This window comes from Qipengyuania sp. R86523, from assembly GCF_044596365.1.
GTDB classification, from domain to species: domain Bacteria; phylum Pseudomonadota; class Alphaproteobacteria; order Sphingomonadales; family Sphingomonadaceae; genus Qipengyuania; species Qipengyuania citrea.
This window is the reverse complement of the sequence record NZ_CP138997.1, coordinates 2,024,157-2,038,616: the sequence shown is the minus strand read 5'-3', so window position 1 is coordinate 2,038,616 and position 14,460 is coordinate 2,024,157. Positions and strand designations below refer to the sequence as shown.

11 protein-coding genes and 1 tRNA gene are annotated in these 14,460 nt (G+C 66.5%); 5 read left to right on the top strand and 7 right to left on the bottom strand.

Translation table 11 applies throughout. The features are described from left to right. The first annotated feature begins 125 nt into the window (after window positions 1–125). The 4 genes from SJY12_RS09940 (at window position 126) to SJY12_RS09925 (ending at window position 1,862) form a co-directional block, all read left to right on the top strand. Window positions 126–467 (top strand): GntR family transcriptional regulator, encoded by a 342-nt coding sequence (locus tag SJY12_RS09940; protein WP_050601568.1) that lies wholly within the window; start codon window positions 126–128, stop codon window positions 465–467. A gap of 159 nt (window positions 468–626) precedes the next feature. Continuing rightward, window positions 627–908, top strand: a complete 282-nt coding sequence (locus SJY12_RS09935; protein WP_050601569.1) for an integration host factor subunit beta — start codon at window positions 627–629, stop codon at window positions 906–908. 70 nt (window positions 909–978) lie between these two features. Continuing rightward, a tRNA-Leu gene (locus SJY12_RS09930) sits at window positions 979–1,063 on the top strand. 148 nt (window positions 1,064–1,211) lie between these two features. After that, window positions 1,212–1,862, top strand: coding sequence for a PilZ domain-containing protein (locus SJY12_RS09925; RefSeq protein ID WP_050601570.1), 651 nt, complete (start codon window positions 1,212–1,214; stop codon window positions 1,860–1,862). 22 nt (window positions 1,863–1,884) lie between these two features. Here the strand turns inward: SJY12_RS09925 and msrB are convergent, their stop codons facing one another. From msrB to SJY12_RS09905, 4 genes are all read right to left on the bottom strand, one after another. Further along, window positions 1,885–2,382: a peptide-methionine (R)-S-oxide reductase MsrB gene (gene msrB / locus SJY12_RS09920; RefSeq protein ID WP_397505260.1), complete on the bottom strand. Its 498-nt coding sequence runs from the start codon at window positions 2,380–2,382 to the stop codon at window positions 1,885–1,887. 84 nt (window positions 2,383–2,466) lie between these two features. Continuing rightward, the gene (locus tag SJY12_RS09915) at window positions 2,467–3,807 is read right to left on the bottom strand and encodes a cytochrome P450 (RefSeq protein WP_050601572.1); all 1,341 of its coding nucleotides are present in this window, start codon (window positions 3,805–3,807) and stop codon (window positions 2,467–2,469) included. A gap of 123 nt (window positions 3,808–3,930) precedes the next feature. Beyond that, entirely contained in the window at window positions 3,931–5,142 is a 1,212-nt protein-coding gene (locus SJY12_RS09910) for an ABC transporter permease (RefSeq protein ID WP_397505259.1), read from the bottom strand. Beyond that, on the bottom strand, window positions 5,139–6,119 hold the full coding sequence (locus SJY12_RS09905; protein ID WP_397505258.1) for an ABC transporter ATP-binding protein: 981 nt from the start codon (window positions 6,117–6,119) through the stop codon (window positions 5,139–5,141). The genes SJY12_RS09910 and SJY12_RS09905 overlap by 4 nt, the downstream gene beginning before the upstream one ends. Window positions 6,120–6,185: 66 nt before the next feature. Here SJY12_RS09905 and queG point away from each other — a divergent pair, with 66 nt between their 5' ends. Further along, on the top strand, window positions 6,186–7,226 hold the full coding sequence (queG, locus tag SJY12_RS09900) for a tRNA epoxyqueuosine(34) reductase QueG (RefSeq protein ID WP_397505257.1): 1,041 nt from the start codon (window positions 6,186–6,188) through the stop codon (window positions 7,224–7,226). Here the strand turns inward: queG and SJY12_RS09895 are convergent. Genes SJY12_RS09895 through SJY12_RS09885 form a run of 3 tightly spaced genes read right to left on the bottom strand, consistent with a single transcriptional unit; the run spans window position 7,223 to window position 14,340 of the window. Next, complete coding sequence (locus tag SJY12_RS09895; protein WP_397505256.1) at window positions 7,223–8,356, bottom strand: CaiB/BaiF CoA transferase family protein; 1,134 nt, start codon at window positions 8,354–8,356, stop codon at window positions 7,223–7,225. The genes queG and SJY12_RS09895 overlap by 4 nt on opposite strands. A gap of 23 nt (window positions 8,357–8,379) precedes the next feature. Then, window positions 8,380–9,606, bottom strand: a complete 1,227-nt coding sequence (locus tag SJY12_RS09890; RefSeq protein WP_397505255.1) for an NAD(P)/FAD-dependent oxidoreductase — start codon at window positions 9,604–9,606, stop codon at window positions 8,380–8,382. A 45-nt stretch (window positions 9,607–9,651) separates the two neighbouring features. Beyond that, complete coding sequence (locus SJY12_RS09885; protein ID WP_397505254.1) at window positions 9,652–14,340, bottom strand: NAD-glutamate dehydrogenase; 4,689 nt, start codon at window positions 14,338–14,340, stop codon at window positions 9,652–9,654. Window positions 14,341–14,460 lie beyond the last annotated feature (120 nt).

The window sequence follows — 14,460 nt, the reverse complement described above, 5'->3', positions numbered from 1 at the left end:
GTGAAGCATTAGTTACAGCAGTGACCGTCTGTCAGCGGGCGCCCCTAGGTATTCCCTGCTAGGGCGGGAACCTTGTGCGCCGCGCTGTATTATGGCACTGATGCAGTCTGTTGCGGGGACAAGTGATGAGCAACCAGTCGAAGCCGGTCTATATGAAGCTGCGCGACATGATCGCGGCGGCAATCATCGACGGCCGCTATGCCGAGGGCGAGATGCTGCCCTCGGTGCGCGCGCTGGCGGCAGAGCAGGGCGCCAATCCGCTCACCGTCGCCAAGGCCTATCAGCAATTCCAGAACGACGGCCTGGTCGAAGTTCAGCGCGGCGTCGGCATGTATGTGGTCGAGGGCGCCGCGAACCGGCTCCGCCAGTCCGAACGCGAACAGTTCCTGCAGGTCGAATGGCCCGAGATCCGGGCCCGGATGGACCGCCTCGGCGTCTCGGCGCGCGAATTGCTGGCCGACGCCTGACAGCGCCCGCGGCGCTTGCGCCGGGGGGCGTTTTGCATCCTTGCGGCAGCCAAGCAGTTCTGCCACAGTCTGACGGTTGGAATCGGGCGGGAGAGCGTGATTTCGGCGGGGACGCATCGTGGAAACGATATTTGCGATCGAACGCACCCGGAGATCCATATGATCCGATCCGAACTTCTTGCCGCTCTGGCCCAGGACAATCCCGAATTGCGGGCTGAAGAGGTCGAGCAGGTCGTCGATATCTTTTTCGAGGAAATCGCGCAGCGACTGGCCGAAGGCGGCCGGGTCGAATTGCGCGGCTTCGGGGCATTTTCCACCCGCGAACGCGAAGCGCGCAAGGGCCGCAATCCGCGGACGGGCGAAACCGTCGACGTACCCGCCAAGCGGGTCCCCTATTTCAAGCCGGGCAAGGACATGCGCCGGCGCCTCAACGACGAGTGAGCGATTGGCTGGCCGGCGCACGATCCGCGATTGCCCGCCCGACCGGCAGCGATTAGAGCGGCCCCCATCGGCGGGTGTGGCGGAATGGTAGACGCCGGGGACTTAAAATCCCCTGAGCTTTGCTCGTGCGGGTTCGAGTCCCGCCACCCGTACCAGCCACCCGTTCGCTTGCCGGCCCTATCGGGTGATACCCTTATCCCGGCATTAACACTTTCGCAGTTAGGCTTCGCGGGGAAGCAATACTGATTCGCGGCGCCATCGCGGCTGCCATGAAGCCGCGTACGCGTTGGACATAACTAGGCTATGCAATTCACCACCGGGACCGGCATGCAGGACAATGGTTCGACAAACGGCGAGGAACAGCGCGGCGCTCCGCGCTACACCTCGCTCATCCGCGCGGCGAAGCTGGTCTGCGGCCAGGGCGAATTCGTCTGTGTGATCCGCGACGTGTCGGCCACGGGTGTCTCGCTGCGCACCTTCCACAAGCTGCCCACCGACGAAGCGATCGCGCTCGAATTGCAGAACGGCGAAAGCTACGAGCTCGAACTGGTCCGCAGCGAAGGCTTCGAGGCGAGCTACCGGTTCGAAGCCCCGATCGAAGCCGAACGGCTGATCCGCGAAAACTGGAAGTTCCCCAAGCGTGGCTTGCGGCTCAATCTGATGATGCCGCTCACCGTGGCCTCGCTCTCGGGCCGTGCCGAAGCGATCACGCTCAACATGTCGCAGCAGGGCGCGCGGATCGAATGCGAAAGCATCTTCGCGGTCGGCCAGCGGCTGACGATTTCCTGCGAAGGCCTGCCCGATATTCGCTGTACGGTGCGCTGGCGCAGGGATGCCAATTACGGCCTCGTGTTCGAGGACACTTTCACCTTGCGCGAATTCGCACTCGCCGCCGCACGGGTCCAGTGCCCGGCGCTGGTCGAGGAAGACGAGGCCTGGCCGCGCATTCCCTGAGACCGTTCAACCCGTCGCTGGTTTACGCGGGTTTGAAATCGAGCGCGACGCCATTGATGCAGTGGCGCTTGCCGGTCGGCCGCGGCCCATCGTTGAAGATATGGCCCAGATGCCCGCCACAATCCGCGCAATGCACTTCGGTGCGCGGATAACCGATCTTGTAATCGGTGCTGGTGCCCACCGCGCCCTTGTCGATCGGTTGCCAGAAACTGGGCCAGCCGGTGCGCGAATTGTATTTCGTCTTGGAACTGTAGACCGCGTTGCCACAGCCTGCGCAGACGAAGGTGCCCGCGCGGTCCTCCTCGTTGAGCGGCGATGAATAGGCACGCTCGGTCCCCGCGCCGCGCAGGACGCGATATTCCTGTGCGGTCAGCCGCTTGCGCCATTGCGCTTCGGTCAGCTCGACGGGGAAACTCCTGGCTTCCGCGGGCCGCGAACCGCAAGCGGTCAGCGCCGCGAAACTGGCGGAGGCGCCAATCCAGCCGAACAGGCGGCGGCGGGCAATGGGAAGGCGGGTCAAATCGCTCCGGGTCATGGCGTGGAGGAATAGTCCCCCACGCCTGAACCTATGCTTGCGCGGGTACAGCGCCGGCGCAGCGGTGCCTCAGAAGTCGGTAATCTCGACTTCGAGCTTGCGGAAGCCGTGCACGAAATTGGCACGGACGCGCTCGATATCGCCCGCGACATGCACCCGCATGCGCCGCTTGTGCAGTTCCTCGAGCAGGATGCGCAGCTGCAATTCGGCGAGCCGCGCCCCGACGCAGCGGTGGATGCCATAGCCGAAGGCGATATGGCGGCGGGCGTTGTCGCGCTGGATGTCGAGCTTGTCGGGGTTCTCGAACACTTCCTCGTCGCGATTGGCCGACAGGTACCACAGCACGACCTTGTCGCCCTTCTTGATCGTCTGGCCGAAGACTTCGGTGTCCTCGGTGCAGGTCCGGCGCATATGTGCGAGCGGGGTCTGCATGCGCAGGATTTCCTGCACGGCGTTGGGAATGAGCTCGGGCTGCTGTTCGAACAGCTTGCGCTGGTCGGGGTTCTTGTCGAGCTGGTAGATGATCCCGCTCATCGAATTGCGCGTGGTGTCGTTGCCGCCCACGATCAGCAGGATCAGATTGCCCATGAATTCCTGCGGGCTCATCTGGTTCATGGCCTCGGAATGGATCATCATCGAGATGAGATCGTCGCCCGGCTCCTTGTCGTGCGTCCGCTCGACCCACAGCGACTGGAAATAGGCCGCCATCTCGTGGAGGAAGCCCCAGCGCATCTCGTCGAGGTCGCGCACGGTGGCCAGTTCGGTGTCGCCCGACCAGTCCGACCAGAAGGTCAGCAGCCGGCGGTCTTCCCAAGGGAAGCCGAACAGGATGGCCAGCATGCCGGTGGTCAGTTCGATCGACACCTTGTCGACCCAGTCGAACACCTCGCCGCGCGGCAGCGTGTCGAGCAGCTCCCCGGTCCGGCGGCGGATCTCGCCTTCCATTTCGGCCATGCCGCTGGGGGTGAACTTGGGGGCCACGGTGCGCCGCTGGCCGGTGTGCTGGGGGCGGTCCATGGCAATGAACATCGGCAGCTCGCGCCGTTCCTCGATCCCGGCTTCGGCCAGTTCTTCCTCGCTCAACCGGTTGAGGATCGTGATCCCGCCATGCTCCCAGCTGGACGAGAACGTATCGGGCAGCGCCTCGATATGCTGGATCGCCTTGTGCCCGACGACCGCCCAATAGGGACCATAGGGGCTCTCGGGGATGTAGTGCAGCGGACCGGCTTCGCGCATCTCGCGGAAGATCGGATGCCAGGTGTTCTCGGCGTAGATATCGCTGCGGCTCACATCCCATTTGTGGGGATGGTTCAGACGTTCTTCGGGGTGCTCGGCAAAATGCTTCTTCAGCGCCTCATAGGCGGACGGTTCGGTACGGCATTGCGGACGTTCGATTGCAGCGGTGGCCATGTCTCTCTCCTCGCAGGAGCGACTCCATCGGCCGCTCTCGTCATTGCGGCCATCCTGCCTTAACTGACACACGTGTCAATAGTGCGTTGCAATTCGCTACCCAATCGCGGGCGAGGCGGGGTCTCAGCGCGCCCTGAAGCTCCCGACATGCCCTTTTACCGCGCGGCCGCCCTTGCCCGACTTCATGACGCGGCGACGGAATATCTGTGCCCCGAAGCGGACGAAAAGAAGCACGCACAGCGCCTGCCAGCCGAGCGCGAGGGCATGCGGCCACAGCGCGTCCGATTGCGCCGCGCGGGCGAGCATCGCGAAGGGCGAGGAAAGCGGAAAGGCGGCGGCAAACAGTTCCATCGGCGAACCGGGGCGGGTGATCGAGGATGCGGCGAGGAAGAACACCAGCAGCTGCGCCATGGTGACCGGCATCGACAGCGTCTGCACCTCGCGCACCGTGGTCGCGAGGCCCCCGATGGTAAGGAACAGCGAACCGAGCAGCAGATACCCCATGGCGAAATAGACGAGCCCGAGCGCCAGGAAGAGCGGCCAGCCGAGCGCGGGGCCAGGCAATTGCGGCAGCGCATTGCCTGCCAGCAGGGCGATCGCCGAGCCGACCGCGGCCCAGACCGCGATCCCGACCAGGCTGACGCCCAGCATCGCCACCAGCTTGCCGAGGAAGACTGCATCCATCGGGACCGCCGCTGCGAGCACCTCGATCACCTTGTTGGCCTTCTCCTCGACCAGGTTGGACAGCACCATCCCCGCGAGCAGCATCATCAGCAGGAACAGCAGCAACTGCCCCGCCTGCGCGGTGCGGATCCGGTTGCCGCGCTGCGCGGCGATGCTGGTGGCTACCGGGCGGGGCGCCACGGCGGGATATGCGGCCACCTGCCGCGTCCCGGCTTCGGCGGCGAGCATGGCCACCGGCCCGCTCCAATAGTCGATCGCCGGCTGCGGGGCGGTGAGTTCGGGCGCGGCGAGCGTGCCGCCGACCACCGCGACGTAATTCTTGCCGGGTTCGCGCAGGATGACTTCGGGGGCAGTGCCCGCATCGGCCATTGCCAGTTCGGGCAGCGCCCTCCCGATCTGCGGGGCGAGCCGCTCGCGCGCCGCGATCAGCGCCTGCGTATCCGCCTCGCTCATCGCAACCGCCATGAGCCGGGTGTTCGCATCGCGCTGCACCTGTCCGCCGATCCCCCCGGCCAGCACGCCGATTATGATCGGGAACAGCGGCCCGAGCAGGAAGAACAGGAATGCGCGGCTGAACAGGATGGCGCGGAAATCGCGCTGCGCAATCACGCGGGCGGCCTCGAAGCGCGACAGGCGGGTCGTATCTTTCATGGCTTGGCTCCCCGGGCGTTGTCCTCTTCGAGCGCGCGCGCGGCGGCCTCGCCCGCGATTTCGACGAAGGCATCGTGCAGTCCGGCGCGCTCGATCGACAGCGAGAGAATGCCCGCCTGCCCTTCGATCAGCGGCTTGAGCAACTCCTCGATCCCGGTTTCGGGGACCGGGAAGTACCAGAAATGGCTGGCCTCGCCCTTCGCATCGTGCCGTGCATCGCCGGGCAGCGCGCTGCGCCAGGGCCCGGATGCGGAGCGCGTCTCGAGCCGGACCTGCGCGGGGATCCGGTCGCGGGCGGCGTCGACCGATCCCGCATAGGGCACCTTACCCCCGGCAATGATCGCCACCTCGTCGCACAGGCGTTCGGCATGGTGGATGACATGCGTCGAGAAGATCACCGTGGTGCCGCTGTGGGCCAGTTCGCGGATCATCACTTCCAGCTTGCCCTGGTTGATCGCGTCGAGCCCGCTGAAGGGTTCGTCGAAGACCACCAGCTTCGGGCGATGGACCAGCGTGCCGAGCAGCTGGACGGTCTGCGCCATGCCTTTCGACAGCTGGCGGATCTGGCGATCCACCGCATGGCCCAGGCCGTGCTGCTCGAGCAGCACGCGCCCGCGCGCCTTGCCTTCTTCCAGCGGCAGCCCGCGCAGCGCCCCGAGGAAGGCGATCGCCTCGTCGCATTTCATCGCCGGATAGAGCCCGCGTTCCTCGGGCAGGTAGCCGATCAGCTTGGCCACTTCATGCGGCCGGTCGTTGCCGAACACGCGGCGCACGCCTGCGTCGGGATCGATGATGCCCAGCAGCATGCGCAGCGTGGTCGTCTTGCCTGCGCCATTGGGCCCGAGAATGCCGTAGATCGCGCCTTCGGGAACCGCGATGTCGACACCGTCGACCGCCAGCGTGTCGTCGAACCGCTTGACCAGCCCGTGGGCCTCGATGGTAAGCTTGCGGTTGTCCCCGCCCGAAGGTCGCGTCATGGAGCCTGTCTCGATAAGCATGCGGCCATGATTAGATGCTGGCCGTGAACGGGAGCACACGCAAGCGTGGTTAATGGCGAGTTGCAGGCGGAATTGCGCGAGGAGGCGGAGCGGCTCGGCTTCGTCGCCTGCGGCTTTGCGTCGGCCGCGCCCGATCCGCAGCGCGCCGCGCGGCTGGAGCAATTCCTCGGCGAAGGGCGTCATGGCTCGATGGAATGGATGGAAGCGCGCAAGACGCAGCGTGCCTCGCCGCAAGGATTATGGCCCGAAGCCAACAGCGTGATCGCGCTGGGGATGAGCTACGCCCCCGATGTCGATCCGCTGGCGCTTGCCGACGCGGCGGAAAAAGCGCGGGTTTCGGTCTACGCGCAAGGGCGCGATTACCACGACGTCGTGAAAAAGGCGCTCAAGGCGCTGGCGCGGTGGCTGATCGCGCGCGAGCCGACAAGCGAACTGAAGGTCTTCGTCGACACCGCCCCGGTGATGGAAAAGCCGCTGGGGGAGGCGGCAGGGATCGGCTGGCAGGGCAAGCATACCAATCTCGTCAGCCGGTCGCATGGCAGCTGGCTGTTCCTCGGCGCAATCTATTCGACGCTCGAATTCGCGCCCGACCTCTCGCATCCCGATCGCTGCGGAAATTGCCGCGCGTGCCAGGATGCCTGCCCGACCGACGCCTTCCCCGCGCCCTACCAGCTCGATGCGCGGCGCTGCATTTCCTACCTCACGATCGAGCACAAGGGGCCGATCCCCGAGGAGTTTCGCGAGGCGCTGGGCAACCGCATCTACGGCTGCGACGATTGCCTCGCGGTCTGCCCGTGGAACAAGTTTGCCGATACGGCGCACCGGCACCTCAAGCTGGCGCCGCGCGAGGAGCTGATGGCGCCCGACCTGGCGAGCTTCCTGACCTTTGACGATGCGGGCTTCAGGCAGTTCTTCTCGGGCTCGCCGATCAAGCGCGTCGGCCGCGACCGCTTCGTGCGCAATTGCCTTTATGCGGCAGGGAATAGCGGTTCGGCAGCTCTCGCTCCGCTGGTCGAAGGGCTGCGCGGCGATCCCGATCCCGCGGTTTCCGAAGCGGCTGATTGGGCCGCCCGGCGGCTCGGCTAGCCCTCGCGGTAATCCCGGTCATGCTCGCCCAGCAGCGGGGCGGGCGCTGGATCGGGGGCGTCCCAGGCGGAAAAGCGCGACGGTTCGCGCATCTCGACCAGCGTTCCCTCGGTGGGGTGTTCGCGCCGCATGAAAAAGCCCCCGGCTTCAAGATGGGGCTCCTGTGCCATGTCGGCCATGTCGCGCACCGGCATTGCGGGAATCGCATTGGCGTGCATCAGCGCGACCAGTTCGTCGGTCGCGAAACCGGCGGTCAGTTCGGCGATCCGGGCATAGAGTTCGGCCTGCCCCGCGATCAGCCCCTCAGGCGTGGCGAAGCGCGCCTCTTGCGCGAAGGCCTCGTCGCCCATCAGCGCGATCACCCTGGTGAAATGGTCGAGCCGGTAAGGCACGATGCTGACATATCCGTCGCGGGTCGGGAACGGCTGGCGATCCGGGTCGACCTGGCGGCCATAGCAGGGCGGGCCGACGGGCGGATCGAAAGTGTTCCCGCCGAGGTGCTCCTTGAGCATGAAGCTGCTGAAGGCCTCGAACATCGGCACTTCGACATGCTGGCCTTGCCCGGTCCGCAGGCGGTGTACCACGGCGGCCATCACCGCATAAGCGGCGTGCAGCCCGGCGACCTTGTCGGCGATCAGCGATGGCAGGTAGCGCGGGCGCTCGTTGCCGTCCGCGCGCGGCAGCAGGGTGGTGGTGCCGCTGGCGGCCTGGATCACGTCGTCATAGGCCTGCAGCCCGGCATAGGGCCCGCCCGAGCCGAAGCCGACGCAATGCGCATAGATGATGTCGGGAGCAAGCGCGCGCACGCTGTCGGAATCGAATCCGAGCCGTTCGATCGCTTCGGCGCGGACATTGTGGATGAAGATGTCGGCATCGGCGAGCAAATCGTGCAGTATCGCGCGGTCGGCCTCCTGCTTGAGATCGAGCACCAGCGACTGCTTGCCGCGATTGAGCGCGATGTATCCCGGCCCCATCGCCTTGCTGCGCGCGGAGGGCGCACCATAGCGGAACACGTTGCCGCCGGGGGCCTCGACCTTGATCACCTCGGCCCCGAAATCGGCAAGGATCTGCGTGCAATAGGGCCCGAAGACGACCGAGGTCATGTCGATCACGCGAAGCCCTTCGAACATCGCGCGACCGTCCCCGGCCGCGATCACAGCATGTCCTTGAGCGGCACCGCAGCGTCGGCCAGCAGGTCGGGATCCACTTCGGCGCGCGCCATCACCAGCTTGCGCCCCTGCGCGTAATCCCTGGTGTTGTTGACGCAGTCTAGCGCGATCACCACGCCTTCGCGCAGATAGACCACGCTGAACTTCTTGTCCGCCGGATCGCCGCGCAGCACGGTGGCGTCATAGCCGATCGACATGCCGACCGTCTGCAGCCGGAGATCGTACTGGTTCGACCAGAACCACGGGACGGCGTCGTAATCCTGCTTGTCGCCCATGATCGCCTTGGCCGCGATGGTCGCCATGTCGTTGGCGTTCTGCACCGATTCGAGGCGTATGACCTTGTTGTCGGCATAGGCATTCGCATGGCTCGCACAGTTGCCGATGGCGTAGATGTCATCGAGCGTGGTGCGGCAGATGCTGTCGACGTCGACCCCGTTCGATCCCGCCGCGCCCGCCGCGATCAGCGGCCCGACTGACGGCACGATGCCGATCCCGGCAATGATTACGTCGCAGGCGATCGTCTCGCCGCTGTCGGTCACCACGCCGGTCACGCGGCCATCGTTGCCGCTGATCGTCTCGACGCCGGTCGACAGGCGCAGGTCGACACCCTGCTCGCGGTGATAGGCAGCGTAGAATTCCGACAGCTGCGGACCCGCGACACGTGCGAGGACGCGGTCGAGCATTTCGACCACGGTAACGTCCAGGCCGAGCTTGCGCAGCACGGCCGCCGCTTCGAGCCCGATATAGCCCGCGCCGATGATGACCGCGCGCCGGGCGCCGGCCGCCAGCTCGCCCTTCAGCGTATCGACGTCGCGCCGCGTGCGGATGTAGTGAATGCCCGCATTGTCGCTGCCCGGGCAGGACAGTTGCCGGGCATCGCCGCCGGCGGCCCAGATCAGCTTGCGATAGGTGACCCGCGTATCGTCCGACAGGCCGAGTTCGCGCGCGACCGGATCGACTTCATTGACGTTGCGCCCCAGGCGCAGCGTGATGTCCTTGTCGGCCCAGAACTGTTCTGGACGGATCTGGATGCGTTCGAACGGCTTTTCGCCCGCCAGATATTCCTTCGACAGCGGGGGCCGCTCATACGGCGGGTTGCGATCGCGGCTGACCATCAGGATCGAGCCCTCGTGCGCGTTCTGGCGGAGTGCGATAGCGGCCTGGGCACCCCCGTGCCCCGACCCCACGATAACGACGTCGTAATGTTCCATCGCCGTGCTGGCTGACGCGAAAACGCCAGCCGGTCAAGCGCAGTGCTAACGTCCGAGCAGGTTGCGCGCCATGCTGGCGACCTGTGCCAGCATGGCCGGGGCCACGGGGGACTGGCCCTGCGCCCGCGTGATCATGCTGCGGAAATTGGTCACCGCGGTGGACTGTTCCTCGGCCCATTTGGCGACGACGGCAGCCAGATCCTTCTTCGCATCCTTGCGCCGCGCCAACCGCCGCAGCAGTTCGAGCCGCATCTGCTGGAAATCGCGCGCCAGCCCCGAAACCAGCAGGCGTTCCCACACGTCCGACGGGCTCATCAGCGCCGCGGTCGACTGCGCCCAGTCGAGGCCCAGACGGCGGCCGACATCGGTGAAGGCCTCGGTCAGGCCGATCGGCGCTATGCCGGTTTCGCTCGACAGCTTGGCCAGCCCGACAGCCCCGTCGAGGTCGTAGAGATGCGCCACGCGCGCAGCGAGCGCCTCGGGCGCGCCCGCCGACACCAGCTGATCGCGCAGCCGATCCGATTGCTGGCGCGATTCGGCGCTGAGCAATTCGCCAGTGGCACCCGCCAGCTTGCTGACCGCCTTGCCGATCTCTTCGACCAGTCGGGTCGGGTCGACGCTGCCCGACGAAGTGCGCAGCACGTCGGACATGAGGTTGCCAGCGGCTGCGGCGATGCGGTCGAACAGCATCAGCCGGGCGCTTTCGGGCATGGCACTGGCATCGATCGCGGCCCACAGTGCGGGCAAGTCGAACAGCTCTTCCGCAGCCACGAAAGCGGCGGCGACTTCGTGCAGTTCGACGCCCTCTTCTTCGGCCAGTTCGAAGGGATGGACCATCCCCATGCGGTTGACGATGCGGTTGGCCAGCTTGGTCGCGATGATCTCGCGGCGCAGCTGGTGCCCGTTGATCTGCGCCTTGAACTTCTTGCGCATCGGTTCGGGAAAGGCTTCGAACAGCGTGTCCTCGAGCAGCGGATCGTCCGCCAGCTCGCCCTGCTCGATCGCGTCCTGCAGGACCAGCTTGGACGACGACAGCAGCACTGCGAGCTCGGGGCGGGTCAGGCCGCCGCCGTCCGCCGCGCGGCGCTGCAAGGTCTGGTCGTCGGCCAGTCCTTCGGTCTTGCGGTCGAGATTGCCGCCCGCCTCGAGCGTGTCGATGATGTGCCGCTGCGAGGCCATGGCGCGTGCGCCGCCATATTCGGCGATCGAGAGCGCAAGAGCCTGCAGGCGGTTGTCCTCGAGCACGATCTGCCCGACTTCCTCGGTCATCGATTCGAGCAGGTCGACGCGCTTGGGTTCGCTCAGCTTGCCCGCGCGCTTGGCCGCGGCGAGCGCGATCTTGATGTTCACTTCATTGTCCGAACAGTCGACGCCCGCCGAATTGTCGATGAAGTCGGTATTCGAACGGCCGCCGCGCTGCGCGAATTCGATCCGGCCGGCCTGGGTGATGCCGAGATTGGCGCCTTCGCCGATCACCTTGGCGCGCACGTCGCGGCCATCGACCCGCAGCGCGTCGTTGGCCGGGTCCCCGACCTGGACGTTGTTCTCGTGCGCGGCCTTGATGTAGGTGCCGATGCCGCCGAACCAGATCAGGTCGACTGCCGCGGTGAGGATCGCCGAAATAAGCGCCTCGGGCTCGATCTGGGCCTGGTCGATGCCGAATTTCGCCTGCGCCGCCTTCGACAGCTTGATGCTTTTCGCATCCCGCGGGAACACGCCGCCGCCGCGCGAGATCAGCGCGGTGTCGTAATCCTCCCAGCTCGATCGCGGCAGGTCGAACAGGCGCTTGCGTTCTTTCCAGCTGGCCGCCGGATCGGGATCGGGATCGATGAAGATGTGGCGATGATCGAAGGCCGCCACCAGCTTGATCGCCTTTGACAGCAGCATGCCGTTGCCGAAGACGTCGCCCGACATGTTGCCGCAGCCGACCACCTCGACCGGGTCTTCCTGCACGTCCACCCCCATTTCGAGGAAGTGCCGCTGGACGCTGACCCAGGCGCCCTTGGCAGTGATGCCCATGGCCTTGTGGTCGTAGCCCTTCGAACCGCCGCTGGCGAAGGCATCGTCGAGCCAGAAGTCCCGCGACTTGGCGATCGCATTGGCGACATCGGAGAAGGTCGCGGTGCCCTTGTCCGCGGCAACCACGAAATAGGGGTCTTCGCCATCGGTGATGACGACATCGTCGGGATGCACGACCTGGTCGTCGACGATGTTGTCGGTGACCGACAGCAGCGTGCGGATGAAGGTCTCGTAGCTGGCGCGCCCCTCGGCCGCCCAGGCCTCGCGATCGAGCGCCGGATTCGGCAGTTGCTTGGGATAGAACCCGCCCTTCGCGCCGGTCGGCACGATGACCGCGTTCTTGACCCGCTGCGCTTTCATCAGCCCGAGGATCTCGGTGCGGAAATCGTCGCGCCGGTCGGACCAGCGCAGGCCGCCGCGCGCGACGGGGCCGCTGCGCAGGTGGATCCCCTCGACCCGCCGTGAATAGACGAAGATCTCGCGGTAGGGGATCGGCTTGGGCAGGTTGGGAACCCTGGCCGAATCAATCTTGAAGGCCAGCGCCTCGGCGGCGGCATCGGCAAAGGCATTGGTGCGCAGGATCGAATCGATCAGCGCGTTGTACAGCCGCAGCAGGCGGTCGTCGTTGATCGCCTTGACCTTGGCGAGGCCGCGCTTGATCGCGCCGCGCGCCTCTTCGATGGCGGCGTCGCGGCCGTTGCCGAACTCGGGATCGTGCCGCGCGGTGAACAGCGCGATCAGCGCGCGGGTCACGTCGGGCGCGGCGGCCAGCGCGTCGACCACGGTGTAGATGGTGAAACCCATCCCGGCCTGGCGCAGATAGCGATAGAAGGCGCGCAGCCAATTGGCCTCGCGCGACGAGAGACCCGCTTCGGGGACCAGCCGGTTGAAGGGATCGTTCTCGGCTTCGCCGTTGAGCACCGCGGCAATGGCTTCCTCGATCGCATCGGCGCGGTCGATCAGCCCCTTGGGGTCGGCCCCCGGCTTGAGGTCGAGCAGGAAGTCGTGGACCGTGCCCAGCCGGCCATCGTCCAGCACGGTGGGCATTTCCGAACGCACGTAGAACCCGAAATCCTCCAGCGCGGGCACGCCTTCGGACAGGGGCAGGCTGCCTTCGGACTGGTACAGCTTGAGCCGCAGGCAGCCCTCGGTATCGCGCTCGCAATAATACATCCGCGCGCCGCGCACGACTTCCTCGCTCTCGAGGCTGGCCCCCAGATCGTGGAGGCGGGCGATGTCGAGCGCGGCTTCGCGCGGGCCGAACCGGCCGCGGAAACCGGTCGGGAAATGCTCGGCGAAACGCATTGCCAGCGCTGCCGCGCGCGAGCTGTCCTCGAGCGCGGAAAGCTCCGCCTCGACCGCTTCGCTCCACCCGCGCAGCAGCGTCTGCATCTGCTCCTCGAGCGCCGCCTCGTCGGGCGCCTGGTTGCCGTCGCGAATATCGAAGACGAACCGCAGCGTGGCGAGATTGCCGCCCTCGACCTCGAGGCTCCAGTCGAGCAGCCGCGCCGAGGCGGCTTCCTCGAGCAGCGCCTGGATTTCCAGCCGGACCTGCGTGGCGACCATGTCGCGCGGCAGCCAGACGAAGGCGAACAGGTGGCGTGCCAGCGGCGCCTCGACCAGCGCAAGGCGCGGACGCGGGCGGTCGACCAGGCTCATCATGGTGATTGCGACGCGTTCGACGTCGCTTTCCGAGAAGCCGATCAGCAGGTCGTGCGGCAGCGTGGTCAGCGCATGGACGAGCGCCTTGCCCGCATGGCCGCCGTCGTCGAAGCCGTGGCGGCCCCGCAGCATGTCGAGCTGGCGCCGCAGGCGCGGCACATTGCGCGGCGGGGCCGCCAGCGCGGCGCTGGTCCAGACGCCTGCATGCAGCGACAGCGCGACGGTTTCGCCATTGTCCTCGACCGGCACGATGAACAGGTCGAGCGGGACGCGGCGGTGGACATTGCTGAGGTGGTTGGCCTTGATAATCAGCGGGCGGCGTGGGTCGTTGCCCGCGGCGAACCAGGCGAAGGCGCGGTCGTAGGATGCCTCGGCGAGCAGCTGCGCCGCGCTCTTGCGGCAGATGCCGAGCTCGTCTTCCTGGCGCCCGTCGCGGTAGCGGGTGACATGGCCCAGCTGCGTCAGCATGCCCGAATTGAGCCATTCGAGCAGTTCGGCGCCCTCTTCGCTGTCGCCGGCGATCCGTTCGGCATCGGCCGCCATCGCGTCGCGCAGCTGCGGCCAGTCGGACACCGCCGCGCGTACGTCGCCCAGCGTCAGCTTGAGCGTTTCCTGCAATTGCCGCCGGGTCTTCGCATCGACCCGCGCGGTCTCGATGTAGATCATCGATTCGCGGTCGGCATCGTCCTTGTCGCGGTCGGGTATCGCCTGCAGGCGTCCCTTGCCGTCGCGCTCGACGGGGATCACCGGGTGGACCAGCCGGTCGATCGACAGGCCCAGCGCGGCGATGGTCGCCGCGACCGAATCGACGAGGAAGGGCATGTCCTCGTTGATGATCGCGATCCGCGTCAGCCGCCGGTCGTCGCTGACGCTTTCGATCGCCATGGCCGACCGGCCGCGCGTGCGCTGGGAAGCCAGCTCCCCGACGAAAGCGGCGGCATCTTCGAGACGTGCCTTCTCGAAGGGCGTGTTGCCGGACAGCAGCGACAGCCGCATGCGTTCGGTAATTGCGTTCTGGAGCTTCTTGGGCAGCGCGGCAGTGTTCGAACCCATACGGGGCCTCTCTCCTGTCGGCGCATGATCGTTTCAGCGCCGCGAAATAATTGGGCCGTGTCCGCCACGACCTGAGCGCCGCGCCTATCCCTGTTGCAGGCGCCCCGCAAGGTGCCGTGC

What these genes read in the sequence shown, in the direction of transcription:
- SJY12_RS09885 (WP_397505254.1), bottom strand. Translation starts at nt 14,340, where the DNA reads ATGGGTTCGAACACTGCCGCGCTGCCCAAGAAGCTCCAGAACGCAATT.
- SJY12_RS09925 (WP_050601570.1), top strand. Translation starts at nt 1,212, where the DNA reads ATGCAATTCACCACCGGGACCGGCATGCAGGACAATGGTTCGACAAAC.
- SJY12_RS09915 (WP_050601572.1), bottom strand. Translation starts at nt 3,807, where the DNA reads ATGGCCACCGCTGCAATCGAACGTCCGCAATGCCGTACCGAACCGTCC.
- SJY12_RS09890 (WP_397505255.1), bottom strand. Translation starts at nt 9,606, where the DNA reads ATGGAACATTACGACGTCGTTATCGTGGGGTCGGGGCACGGGGGTGCC.
- SJY12_RS09895 (WP_397505256.1), bottom strand. Translation starts at nt 8,356, where the DNA reads ATGTTCGAAGGGCTTCGCGTGATCGACATGACCTCGGTCGTCTTCGGG.
- SJY12_RS09905 (WP_397505258.1), bottom strand. Translation starts at nt 6,119, where the DNA reads ATGACGCGACCTTCGGGCGGGGACAACCGCAAGCTTACCATCGAGGCC.
- SJY12_RS09935 (WP_050601569.1), top strand. Translation starts at nt 627, where the DNA reads ATGATCCGATCCGAACTTCTTGCCGCTCTGGCCCAGGACAATCCCGAA.
- SJY12_RS09940 (WP_050601568.1), top strand. Translation starts at nt 126, where the DNA reads ATGAGCAACCAGTCGAAGCCGGTCTATATGAAGCTGCGCGACATGATC.
- SJY12_RS09910 (WP_397505259.1), bottom strand. Translation starts at nt 5,142, where the DNA reads ATGAAAGATACGACCCGCCTGTCGCGCTTCGAGGCCGCCCGCGTGATT.